This window comes from Flavobacterium suaedae, from assembly GCF_014642915.1.
Classification (GTDB): Bacteria; Bacteroidota; Bacteroidia; order Flavobacteriales; family Flavobacteriaceae; genus Flavobacterium; species Flavobacterium suaedae.
This window is the reverse complement of the sequence record NZ_BMJE01000001.1, coordinates 173412-185681: the sequence shown is the minus strand read 5'-3', so window position 1 is coordinate 185681 and position 12270 is coordinate 173412. Positions and strand designations below refer to the sequence as shown.

The 12270-nt window shown below is 35.2% G+C and carries 12 protein-coding genes; 4 read left to right on the top strand and 8 right to left on the bottom strand.

Translation table 11 applies throughout. From position 1 onward, the window contains the following. Positions 1-25: 25 nt before the first annotated feature. From IEW45_RS00865 to IEW45_RS00845, 5 genes are all read right to left on the bottom strand, one after another. The gene (locus IEW45_RS00865) at positions 26-2665 is read right to left on the bottom strand and encodes a DNA gyrase/topoisomerase IV subunit A (RefSeq protein ID WP_188619333.1); all 2640 of its coding nucleotides are present in this window, start codon (positions 2663-2665) and stop codon (positions 26-28) included. 59 nt (positions 2666-2724) lie between these two features. Then, the gene (locus tag IEW45_RS00860; protein WP_188619332.1) at positions 2725-4584 is read right to left on the bottom strand and encodes a DNA topoisomerase IV subunit B; all 1860 of its coding nucleotides are present in this window, start codon (positions 4582-4584) and stop codon (positions 2725-2727) included. A 117-nt stretch (positions 4585-4701) separates the two neighbouring features. After that, positions 4702-5688 (bottom strand): transglutaminase domain-containing protein, encoded by a 987-nt coding sequence (locus IEW45_RS00855; RefSeq protein WP_188619331.1) that lies wholly within the window; start codon positions 5686-5688, stop codon positions 4702-4704. Positions 5689-6025: 337 nt separating this feature from the next. Continuing rightward, positions 6026-6715, bottom strand: a complete 690-nt coding sequence (locus IEW45_RS00850) for a TIGR02117 family protein (protein ID WP_188619330.1) — start codon at positions 6713-6715, stop codon at positions 6026-6028. Then, complete coding sequence (locus tag IEW45_RS00845) at positions 6696-7238, bottom strand: NADPH-dependent FMN reductase (RefSeq protein ID WP_188619329.1); 543 nt, start codon at positions 7236-7238, stop codon at positions 6696-6698. Before IEW45_RS00845 ends, IEW45_RS00850 begins: the two co-directional genes overlap by 20 nt. A 150-nt stretch (positions 7239-7388) precedes the next feature. Here IEW45_RS00845 and IEW45_RS00840 point away from each other — a divergent pair, with 150 nt between their 5' ends. Continuing rightward, positions 7389-7850 carry a hypothetical protein gene (locus IEW45_RS00840; RefSeq protein WP_188619328.1) on the top strand — a complete coding sequence of 154 codons (462 nt, stop codon included), beginning with the start codon at positions 7389-7391 and terminating at the stop codon, positions 7848-7850. A gap of 79 nt (positions 7851-7929) precedes the next feature. On the opposite strand, the gene IEW45_RS14770 is transcribed toward IEW45_RS00840, so the two are convergent. Further along, positions 7930-8097, bottom strand: a complete 168-nt coding sequence (locus IEW45_RS14770) for a DUF933 domain-containing protein (RefSeq protein ID WP_229665881.1) — start codon at positions 8095-8097, stop codon at positions 7930-7932. Between IEW45_RS14770 and IEW45_RS00830 the strand changes: the two genes are divergently transcribed. After that, complete coding sequence (locus IEW45_RS00830) at positions 8096-8845, top strand: NYN domain-containing protein (RefSeq protein ID WP_188619327.1); 750 nt, start codon at positions 8096-8098, stop codon at positions 8843-8845. The genes IEW45_RS14770 and IEW45_RS00830 overlap by 2 nt on opposite strands. A gap of 46 nt (positions 8846-8891) precedes the next feature. Here IEW45_RS00830 and ychF read toward each other — a convergent pair whose 3' ends face one another. Continuing rightward, positions 8892-9986, bottom strand: coding sequence for a redox-regulated ATPase YchF (ychF, locus tag IEW45_RS00825; protein ID WP_188619326.1), 1095 nt, complete (start codon positions 9984-9986; stop codon positions 8892-8894). A gap of 171 nt (positions 9987-10157) precedes the next feature. Here ychF and IEW45_RS00820 point away from each other — a divergent pair, with 171 nt between their 5' ends. Beyond that, positions 10158-10694 (top strand): hypothetical protein, encoded by a 537-nt coding sequence (locus IEW45_RS00820; protein ID WP_188619325.1) that lies wholly within the window; start codon positions 10158-10160, stop codon positions 10692-10694. A gap of 87 nt (positions 10695-10781) precedes the next feature. On the opposite strand, the gene IEW45_RS00815 is transcribed toward IEW45_RS00820, so the two are convergent. Next, on the bottom strand, positions 10782-11132 hold the full coding sequence (locus tag IEW45_RS00815) for a 4Fe-4S dicluster domain-containing protein (protein WP_188619324.1): 351 nt from the start codon (positions 11130-11132) through the stop codon (positions 10782-10784). A gap of 70 nt (positions 11133-11202) precedes the next feature. On the opposite strand from IEW45_RS00815, the gene IEW45_RS00810 reads away from it, so the two are divergent. After that, entirely contained in the window at positions 11203-12261 is a 1059-nt protein-coding gene (locus IEW45_RS00810; protein ID WP_188619323.1) for an acyl-CoA reductase, read from the top strand. The last annotated feature ends 9 nt before the right edge of the window (positions 12262-12270 follow it).

Sequence of the window (12270 nt, the reverse complement as noted above, 5' to 3'; positions counted from 1 at the left end):
TTTACAGGGCTGTTTTTTTATTTAATTAATCCCAACTCATAGTTATTTGTCCGTCATCATCAAGCTCACTTTTATCATCGCTGTCCAATATTTCACTCTCATCTTTCACTTCAATATCCTCAGGTTCTTTTTCCTCTGGCTCTTCAAAAGGTAATGGGTCTAATAAGTTTATTTGCTTTATTTTATCAGCAGTTAACTGGTTACCTTGCGCTTTTATACCCTTAACTGCTATAAACTCTTCAAGCTCTATAACTAAATTATCTTTTTGTACACCCTTAATTTTAGAAAATACTATCTCAGCCACAGGTTTATAATCAGTAGATACTATTTCTAACTGCGAGGCTTCATGTTCAGAGATAAACAGCTCTTCCTTGTTTTCATTTTCTATTACAAAACGTTTTACGTAGTAACGTTTTTTATCACCATCATAATAAATAGCGGAAATAGGTTTAGTAGGCTTCCATTTTTCCAATACTATCATATCTTCATCAAAATGAGTAGTTAACTCCGGTATAATAGTTTTCACTTTTCCTGACTGATTAATTATCAATAACCTGTCATTTGCTTTAAACTCACCCAGAAGCTCTCCTCTACCCTCAACATTAAGTCGTTGCACTGTTTCATCAAACCAAATACGTCTTGGCTTTAAAGTAGAAATACCTTTTTCTTTAAGTTCAATACGTTTAATTGGGTATTTGGAAACCGTGTTACCTTTAGATGCTCGTCCTTTTATAGCTATATCTGCAAAGTCAATTTCAAATTTCAGCTTTTTAATGCTGCCTATTTGTCTCAGATAAATAGTAACTACCTCAGCTTCTCCGTTAGGGTTCCCTGAAAAATACAGTACCTGTGAGCCTTTTGTACCTCTTGTAAGATCATAAGCCCTGTCTCTGGTTACCGATGTTACATTAAAACGCTTTACGTAAGAAGGTGCCGACCTGCCGTCACGGTAAATCATATTATACGTAGTACGCTTATCGCCTTTTGTGAATATAGCCACATACAATATGTCTTTACCTACAAAGGTTTTTACATCTACTTTAGTAACTATCATGCTACCATCTCTAAGGAAAACAATAACATCATCTATATCACTACAATCAGCAACATATTCATCTTTTTTAAGACCTGTACCTATAAAACCTTCCGAACGGTTTACATACAGCTTAGTATTACGCATCACAACCTTTGCCGCCTCAATATTATCAAAGTTGCGAAGTTCTGTTTTACGCTCCCTGCCTTTACCGTATTTTTCTTTCAGGTTACGGAAATAATCTATAGCAAAATCAATAATATGTTCAAGATGATGCTTAACCTGAGCTATTTCTCCTTCAAGAGCCTCAATTTTTTCTTGAGCTTTATCAATATCAAACTTAGAAATACGCTTAATACGAATTTCTGTTAACCTGATAATATCTTCTTCGGTAACAGCTCTTTTTAAGTTTTTAGTAAAAGGTTTAAGTCCTTCATCTATAGCTTTTATAACGCCTTCCCAAGTTTCCTCTTCTTCAATAAGGCGGTATATTCTGTTTTCTATAAATATACGCTCTAACGAAAGGAAGTGCCATTGCTCTTCCAATTCATCAAGCTTAATTTCAAGTTCACGCTTTAATAAGTCTACCGTTTGGTGAGTAGACATTTTAAGCATATCCTTAACTCCTATAAATAGTGGTTTATGGTCTTGAATAACACAACCTAATGGTGCTATTGATGTTTCACAGGCTGTAAAAGCAAATAAGGCATCAATAGTTTTGTCCGGCGATACTCCTGTAGGTAAATGAATTAATATCTCTACATCAGCAGCGGTATTATCCTCTATTTTCTTAATTTTTATCTTACCCTTATCGTTAGCCTTTAAAATACTGTCAATTAAGGATGATGTAGTCGTACTAAAAGGTATTTGGGTTATGGCAAGTGTACTTTTATCAACCTGATTAATTCTGGCACGCACACGCACACGTCCGCCACGCATACCTTCGTTATAATTAGACATATCCGCTATACCCGCAGTTGGGAAGTCTGGATATATAGTAAACGGTTTATTCTTTAATATTTTTATTGAAGCATCTATCAGCTCATTAAAGTTATGAGGTAATACTTTGGTAGAAAGTCCTACTGCAATACCCTCTGCTCCCTGTGCTAATAATAATGGGAATTTTACAGGCAGATTTACAGGTTCATTTTTACGACCGTCATACGATAGTTGCCATGTGGTAATTTTTGGGCTGTATAATACATCCAGAGCAAACTTAGATAGTCTTGCTTCTATATAACGTGGTGCAGCAGCACTATCGCCTGTTAATATGTTACCCCAGTTACCCTGAGTGTCTATAAGCAAATCTTTCTGACCGATTTGTACCATAGCATCACCTATACTGGCATCTCCGTGCGGGTGATACTGCATAGTGTGCCCTACTACATTGGCTACTTTATTATACCTGCCATCATCAAGCTCTTTAAGCGAGTGCATTATACGGCGTTGCACAGGCTTAAAACCGTCCTCTATAGCCGGTACTGCCCTTTCCAGTATAACGTATGAAGCATAATCCAAAAACCAGTCTTTATACATACCGGTAACTTTGGTTATGGTATCGCCCTGCTCCTGATGTTCTGTATTATCGTAAAGTTCTTCCCCTTCCTGAGGTTCAAAGTTATCTTCGCTCATGTAATACCCTCAAATTCTATTTGATATGTTAGTACTTTTTCTTTTTGGTAAAGTGTTCGCTATTCTTCGTCGTCAACTACGTCTAGCTCTACTTTAAGGTTGTTTATAATAAACTCTTGCCTGTCAGGTGTATTTTTACCCATATAAAACTCTAACATGGTTTGTATAGAAGTTGCACCGTCCAGCATGACAGGGTCTAAACGAATATCATCGCCTATAAAGTGTTTAAATTCATCAGGTGAAATCTCCCCAAGTCCTTTAAATCGGGTAATTTCAGGTTTACCTTTTAGTTTTTCTATAGCTGCTCTGCGCTCTTCCTCGCTATAGCAATATATTGTTTCTTTTTTATTACGCACACGAAAAAGCGGTGTTTGCAATATGTAAAGATGATTTTCTTTTATTAACTCAGGGAAAAACTGTAAAAAGAAGGTTATAAGCAGTAAACGTATGTGCATACCGTCAACATCGGCATCGGTAGCGATTACTATATTCTTATAACGGAGGTTTTCCATATCCTCCTCAATATTTAGTGCTGCCTGTAATAAGTTGAATTCCTCATTTTCATAAACAATCTTTTTACTCATGCCAAATGAATTCAGCGGCTTACCTCTAAGGCTAAATACCGCCTGTGTGTTTACATCCCTAGACTTGGTTATAGAACCCGATGCAGAATCCCCCTCTGTAATAAACAGGGTACTCTCTAAACTTCTTGGGTTTTTACTATCGGTAAGGTGTACACGGCAATCCCTTAGTTTTTTATTGTGTAAGCTGGCTTTTTTAGCCCTGTCTCGTGCTAACTTCCTGATACCCGAAAGCTCTTTACGCTCGCGCTCTGCCTGTAATATCTTTTTCAGTAAAGCATCGGCAACTTCCGGGTTACGGTGCAAAAAGTTATCGAGTTTGGTTTTTATAAAATCATTTATAAAAGTACGTACCGTAGGTAAATTAGGCCCCATATCAGTAGAACCCAGTTTTGTTTTGGTTTGCGATTCAAAAACAGGCTCTTCAACTTTTATACTAATAGCGCTTACTATACTTTTTCTAATATCGGCAGCCTCAAAGTTTTTACCGTAAAATTCTTTTACTGTTCGTACTACTGCTTCTCTAAAAGCACTAAGGTGTGTACCCCCTTGTGTAGTATTCTGCCCATTTACAAATGAGTAATACTCCTCGCTATACTGGGTTTTATTGTGCGTCATGGCTACCTCAATATCATCATCCTGAAGATGAATAATTGGGTATAGCATGTCTTCTTCGCTTATATTTTCGCTAAGTAAATCTTTAAGTCCGTTTTCCGATACAAATTTTTCGCCGTTAAAAATTATTGTTAACCCTCTGTTCAGGTAACAATAGTTTTTAAGCATTTTTACAATATACTCGTTACGGTACTTGTAGTTTTTAAAGATAGTCTCATCGGCAATAAAGGATACTTTTGTACCCTTACGCTTTGTGGTTTCAATAACATCTTCTTCATTGGTAATTTCTCCGGCAGAGAATTCCGCAGCTTTTTGCTGATTATCTCTTACTGATTCTACCCTGAAAAATGTAGAAAGGGCATTAACGGCTTTTGTACCTACACCGTTTAACCCTACTGACTTTTTAAACGCACGGGAATCATACTTACCACCGGTATTCATTTTAGATACTACATCTACCACTTTACCAAGCGGAATACCCCTACCATAGTCACGTACGGTAACCGTTTTATCGCGTACAGAAACCTCAATGGTTTTACCTGTACCCATTACAAACTCATCAATAGAGTTATCCAGAACCTCTTTTAAAAGTATGTATATACCATCATCAGGTGAAGAACCATCCCCTAACTTACCAATGTACATACCCGGGCGCATACGTATATGCTCTTTCCAGTCAAGTGAACGGATGTTATCTTCAGTGTACTGATTTTGCTCCAGCATAGAAAAATTTATGGATTTTGTGCTAATTTAATATATCTGCCGTAAAGATGAAAGTAGCAAATGCGGAAACTTATCACCAAAAAGCATAAAAAAGCATCTTTTTGACTATTTTCCTAATTATTGCCTTGTAACCCTGTATGAAATGGCAGACTCTCCGTTGATATATACCGTTAAATACCCACTGTAATTCCTCTCTAACGGAATAGAAAATGTTGCAACCCCATTACTGAATGTAGGCGTTACATTTTTAAAAACTCTTTCGCTGCTGTACACATAATCAACCCTGTCTTGTGGTTTTAGGTTTTCAACTTTAAAAGGTATTAATAGTCCTGTTTTTCTGTCGCTGGTAAGTGTACCAATATTAGGCACAAGAAATTTATAGCCCTCTCTTATAGCATTACCAAAATATAACGGCAGCGCTGTAAAATCGTCTTTTGAAGCATTAAGCATCAGCCATTTTTCATCATCAGGGTAATGATTTAAAAAGAAGACTTCAGGGCTTGTAAAAAAGTATTTATCATTAAAATCAAACTCAAATTTTGGGGGATTTCCTGTTACTGAACCTGCAGCCCATGTAACATCAATCAACTTCCATTCTCCATCTATTTTAACCACATTCCATGCATGGTCACTGGTATTTAAACTTGGAACTCTACCTATGTGTGTATAATGTGCTTTTGATGTTCCCGAAACCACCTGAGCTTCCAGTCCTACCTGTTCGGCAACCAGCATATATAAGGTTGCATACCCCTGACACACTGCCTTACGGGTACGCAAGGTTTTCAGAGCTAAGTCTTCATTAAATTTTTTCTCTTTGGCTAATTTTTCCTCTTGCGATTTAAAGGTATATGCTATAGGCTTTTGGTTTGCACCGAAGGCTTTATAAGCGTATTGTATATGCAATGCGAGCCATGTAAAAATGGCACGGGCTTTTTCATCGTCCTTAGTAAAGTCTGAATTAATTTGCTCAGCTAATTTCTCTATACTTGAGAACTTCTGTGGATATGTTTTTACTTTTTCATCTACCTGTGTATAGCTTTGAGCGGTTGCTATACCGGAGAACAAACAAAATAATAATGTTATTGTAAGAATATACTTTTTCATGGTTATTTATAACCAAAAATATTGCCAAAGCTATATTTAATATAAAGCAAATAGTATCATAAGGAATATAAACAAAAAAAGAGGCAATAGCGCTAATAGCAGAAGTAAAATATAATATCGCTTAAAATTTACTTTCATTTCCCTGTATACTTCTAAAGAGCACACAAAACTAAAAACAATAGAAAACAATAATGTTAAATAACCTAAAACAATTCCATAAGCCATATAGTCATGGTACTCTGTATATTTAAACATTTTACAAAACTCTGTAAGGATTAAACCTGTACATAAAAGAATTGTAGGGAAAATTGCTTTTAAAGTTATTCTGTTTAATAGTTTACTTATCATAATGATATAATATTCCTTTATCGTAAAGTGTCCATAATGCGGCTTTTTGGTTAGCAGCTTTTAATGCGTTGTTAGTCCATGTATTACAGGTATAAAACAAACTGTATTTACCTTTGGCTTCGTAAAACGCATCATAATTATTATAGGAACGGTTTGCTATCCACTTTACTTGTTTACTTTCGCTATAGGCAAAACTATTATCAATATAAGTAACCAGTTTTTTATAATTACTCTTACTTATTTTAAGTTTAATACATTCTTCATCTTCCTGTAATGTTCTGTAAAAGCGGGTATGCATTGCCGATGTTCCTAAATGGAAAGCGGCATTAAAAGCCGTACTAGCTTTTAGGTCGCTCCATTGCGGGGTTTCCAAATAAAAAGCCCTGTCACCCCACCCAAATGCTACATATTGGGCTAAACTGTCATTTGCTATGGTATGACTGAATGGTATAACTGTTGTCCAGTCTTTTATATTGTTTTTTACAGGTACTACAATATCGGTATGCACACCGTTGGAGTTTATATAAACAGTTATATCTCCCTGATTGGCAATGTTACTGTTAACAGGAATTATTGAAAATATAAATGTAGCCAGTATATATACTGTAATAACAGCTATAAAGGCTAGTATAAATTGTTTTATGAAACGTACTGTTTTTTTAAGACGGCTCTTTGCCATAATCAAAGTTGCGTATAATATCCTTTAACGCATCATCATGCTCTTTATTGGATATTTTACCGGCTTCAATATCAAAATTATCGTTGAAAGAAGGTAATGAAAAAGTAGCCCTTACATTACCGCCATAGCGTTTAAAAATTATTTGAGCAGCTTCCACGGCGTTTTTACCGCCCCCTTTTCCCGGTGAAGTTGAAAGCAGGAGCATCGGTTTATTATCAAATACTTTAACCCTTTGGCGGGAAGCCCAGTCGTATATGTTTTTAAAGGCTACCGTTAATCCTGCGTTATGCTCCGCTACCGAAAGTACCAGTACATCTGCCCAGTCTATTTTATCAAGAAAAGTACGGGCTATAGCAGGCTTTCCTATTTCTTCTTCTTTGTCTACACTAAATAATGGGAGTTCGTAATCATTAAGGTCTAAAATTTCCAGTTGTTTATCTTCAAACAAATTACCGGTATAGATTGCGAAACGCTTGTTTATAGATTGATTACTGCTACTACCGGCAAAAGCTAATATTTTCATTTTTAAAATTTTTGGTTGTTGTATAAAATTAAGAAAATACATAGTTTAAAATGTTAAGGAATTGAGAAAGATAGTTACTTTTGAAACTAACCCTTTCTATAAGAACAGGAAAAAATTTATTCACAAAGTAAAATAGATAAATAGAAAAAAATGGCTTCAGGATTTTGGTATTTAGAAGATGGCAGAGGTTTTTGCAGAAGATGGAGTTGGATGAACTATATGCTTAAACTCATTAATGATGAGATTAAATTATTAGATGGAGCTGAAGATTTCTATAATTATCTTATTAAACTTGTTATGACCGATGAAGATGAATATAATGGATTTGGAGGTTTTTTCCGTGAAGGAATTGAAGGGTCTATAATGTTTGTGTTTGACTTAAGAGAATTCACTCCGGAAAACAGAGCTTATTTTTGGAAAGCTACTCAAATGGCTCTTGCTAAACTAATTAAAAATGATTCGGAAAAAGAAGAAATAATATTCTTGATAAAAATACTTCTTAAAATGCATAAGGCAATAAAACGAAGAGAAAATCCTGAATTATTAAACCACCTTATAATAACACAACCGTACAGTGGAGAGAGAAAAGGTCCCGGTTGGGAGTCATATTAAAAAATCCCACCAATGGCGGGATCTTATCTCTATACTCAATGCTAATTTCTATACTCAATGCTAAATATCTAAATACTATTTACACATTAAAACGGAAGTGCATTACATCGCCGTCTTTTACTCTGTATTCTTTACCTTCTACCCGTAGTTTATCGGCTTCTTTCGCTTCCTCATTGCTGTAAATAAGCAAATTAACTGATATAGGAATAAAAGTGTACCTTTGGTAAGACTTCTTAAAAGAATCTATGAAAAATAAAAATGATTTAAAATTAGCTGTTTTAATTGATGCTGATAATATACCTTACTCTAATATAAAAGGTATGCTCGATGAAATAGCTAAATTTGGTTTACCTACTATAAAACGGATATATGGCGACTGGACTAAACCAACCGTTTCGGGCTGGAAACCTGCTTTACTGGAACATGCCATAACGCCTATACAACAATATGGTTACACTACCGGTAAAAACGCTACCGATTCTGCTATGATAATAGATGCTATGGACATTTTGCATAGTGAAAAGGTTGATGGTTTTTGCCTTGTTTCCAGCGATAGTGATTTTACCCGGCTTGCTATTCGGTTAAGGGAATCCGGCAAAACTGTTTTCGGGATTGGCGAAAAGAAAACACCTAAGCCTTTTATTGTTGCCTGTGATAAATTTATTTATATAGAAATAATAGGTAACAAAGAGATTTCGAAAGGAAAAGCAGCACAGAGCGCACCTAATACTACTGAATTTGATGCTATTGACAGTAAATTTATTAAACTTTTAAAAACTACAGTAGACGATATTGCAGATGATAGCGGATGGGCTTTTCTTGCTGAAGTAGGGGCTTTAATCATGAAGAAAAAACCTGATTTTGACCCCAGAAATTATGGCTATCCTAAACTTACTCCTTTAATAAAATCGTTAACCAAAGAGTTTGTAGTAGATGAAAGAAATGTTGAAAACAAGCATATAAAACATATATATGTAAAAATAAAAGGGAAGTAAAAGTTAAAACTTTACCTCCCTTTTGTATATCGCTATAGCAATGCTGTTACACATTAAATCGGAAGTGCATTACATCACCATCTTTCACAATGTACTCCTTACCCTCAACACGTAGTTTTCCTGCCTCTTTTACTTTAGCTTCACTACCATAGTGTACATAATCGTCATAAGCAATTACCTCTGCACGGATAAATCCTTTTTCAAAATCGGTATGTATAACACCTGCTGCTTGTGGTGCGGTATCACCTATGTTTATAGTCCACGCACGTACTTCTTTAACTCCTGCGGTAAAGTAGGTTTGCAGGCGTAAGAGTTTATATGCAGCGCGTATCAATGCAGAAGCTCCCGGTTCTGTTAAGCCTAAGTCTTCCAAAAACATTTGGCGCTCTTCGTATGTTTCCAGTTCGGTAATATCTGCCTCTGTACCCACAGCCAGTACAATAACTTCGGCATTTTCTTCCTTAACCAGTTCTTTTACTTTTTCTACATACTCGTTACCTGTTGCAGCAGCACCTTCATCTACATTACATACATATAGTATAGGTTTAGTAGTAATAAGCTGGAAGTCTTCAAGCAGTTCTTCCTCATCCTGGTTAGCAGGCTCTACTACCCTAGCCGATTTACCTTCCAGTAAAACTTCTCTTATTTTGGTTAAAAGTGCTTCTTCAACCTGTGCTTCTTTATTACCTGTTTTAGCCGCTCTTTTTACTTTTTCAAGACGTTTTTCTACAGTTTCAAGGTCTTTAAGCTGTAGTTCTATATCAATTGTTTCTTTGTCTCTAATAGGGTTTACACTACCGTCAACGTGAACAATATTATCGTTATCAAAACAACGCAGTACGTGTATAATAGCATTACACTCTCTTATGTTACCTAAAAACTGATTACCTAGACCTTCTCCTTTACTGGCTCCTTTTACAAGGCCTGCAATATCTACAATTTCTACGGTAGCCGGTTGTACACGCTCCGGGTTTACAAGTTCCTCAAGTTTTTCAAGTCTTGGGTCGGGTACGTTTACTACACCTACGTTAGGCTCTATAGTACAAAAAGGAAAGTTTGCACTTTGCGCCTTGGCATTAGATAAACAATTAAAAAGGGTTGATTTACCTACGTTTGGTAATCCTACTATTCCTGCTTTCATTAGTAACTGTGTTTTTAAGGCTGCAAATATAAGTTTTTGAAATTAAAAATACAGTGTAACTGCAAGGTATGTAGCAGTATGATTTATAAATACTTTATGCTTTTGTTATCAGCTATTTTAACACTGCAAAATTACTTTTGTAACTATACAAACCAAAAAAGAAGAAAAAACATGAAAAAGATAGCTTTAATTGTAATGCTTGGGCTTAGCGCAGGCATGTACGCTCAGGAAAAGGTTAATAAAAATGTAACCGAAGAAACTAAAACTACTACTGTTACTGTTGATAATGGTACTGAAAAGAAAAAAATAGTAAAAACAGAGAAAACGGATAAAGTTCAGGATATTGAATTTAAGGAAGAAAAAGGAAATAAACTTAATAAGGATATAAAGGACACTCCGGTTAAAGTAACAAAATCAGAAACCATTTCGGGTGATGGTATTGCCACACAAATGGGTACTACTACATACTACACTATGGATGGCAAAAACTATATGTTTGTTAAAGACCGCAGAGGGTATAAAATTTCTACACCGGATAATCTTGATTACGGAGTATTAAGAAAAACATCTAACGGGAATTTTATTTATAAAACAGATGATAAAACATCATTCGGGTACTTTAACAAAGATGGAGACTTTGTTGTAGAAAGTTATGATAATGATGGCGAAGGTGTTGTAGTAGAAACGTATACGCTTATCAAAAAATAATAGAGTATATATTAATTGCTATGAAAAACAAAAAATCCCGAAGATGATGTTCGGGATTTTTTGTTTTTTGTTAGTACCTATTGCAGGTTATTCATTATGTAAAAACGCCTGTCTGTTAAGCAGTGTTTCTTCACTCTCTACATGATTATCATCAGGCACACAACAATCTACAGGGCATACCGCCGCACATTGCGGTTCATCATGGAAACCTTTACATTCGGTACATTTACTTGGAACAATATAGTATAAATCGTCTGAAATAGGTGTTTGTGGTGCATCTGCATCAACTTCTTCCCCCGAAGGAAGTACTACTGTACCATTAAGTGCTGTACCGTCTTTATACCTCCAGTCATCTGCACCTTCATATATTGCAGTGTTAGGACATTCAGGTTCGCAAGCACCGCAATTAATACATTCGTCTGTTATAATGATAGCCATAAGCTTTGTTTTATTTTTAATACTGTAAATTTGTACAAAATTACGCCCAATTACATTCATAAGCAAAAAAATGACGTTAACAGAAACTAAAAATGCTTTCGTAGAACTAGGAAAATTCCTTAGTCAGTTTTCATTAGATAATAATACTAAAAATGAGGCTGTTTTATATAATGATGAATTTTATGATGATTTTATCAGTCTTATAGCATTGTCACAATCACATAACCGTTGGTTTATCAAAGAGCAGGTACACCATGCTGTACAGTCGTGGGCTGAAGCACTTACAGAAGAAAACCTTAACAAGTGGCTTGACAGATATACTATTGAATATAAGGAACCTAAAACAGTAGGACTCATACTGGCGGGTAATATCCCTCTCGTTGGTTTTCACGATTTTATTTCGGTTATACTTACAGGTAATAAAGCATTGGTTAAAACATCATCTAACGACAAGCATTTACTACCATTTTTAGCCAAATACCTTATCGCTGTAAATAATGAGTTGGCTAACCGAATAGAGTTCACTGACGGTAAACTGGAAAACTTTGATGCTGTAATAGCTACGGGCAGTAATAATACAGCTCGTTACTTTGAATATTACTTTAAAGACAAGCCTGCTATAATACGTAAAAACAGAAATTCAACAGCTATACTTACCGGAGATGAAAGTAAGGAAGATTTAGTAGCATTGGGCGAAGATATTTTCAGGTATTTTGGATTAGGTTGCAGAAATGTTTCCAAGTTATATGTTCCTAAAGATTATGACTTTAAAAACTTTTTTGAGGCCATATATGAATACGGTGACATTATACATTATGAAAAGTATGCTAATAATTACGACTACAACAAAGCTGTATTTCTAATGAGTAATTTTAAATTACTCGACAATGAATTTCTTACACTAAAAGAAGACACAAGCTACTCCTCTCCTATTTCATCTTTATTTTATGAATTTTATGATGATTTAGAAGTCTTAAAAGAAAAATTAAAAGCAGAACATGAACAATTACAGTGTGTTGTGAGCAATGGGCTAACCAAAGACAGCATTGCTTTCGGGCAAACGCAAAAACCTGCTTTATGGGATTATGCGGATAATGTGGATACTATTTCATTTTTATCAAAAATATAGCTGAATTAT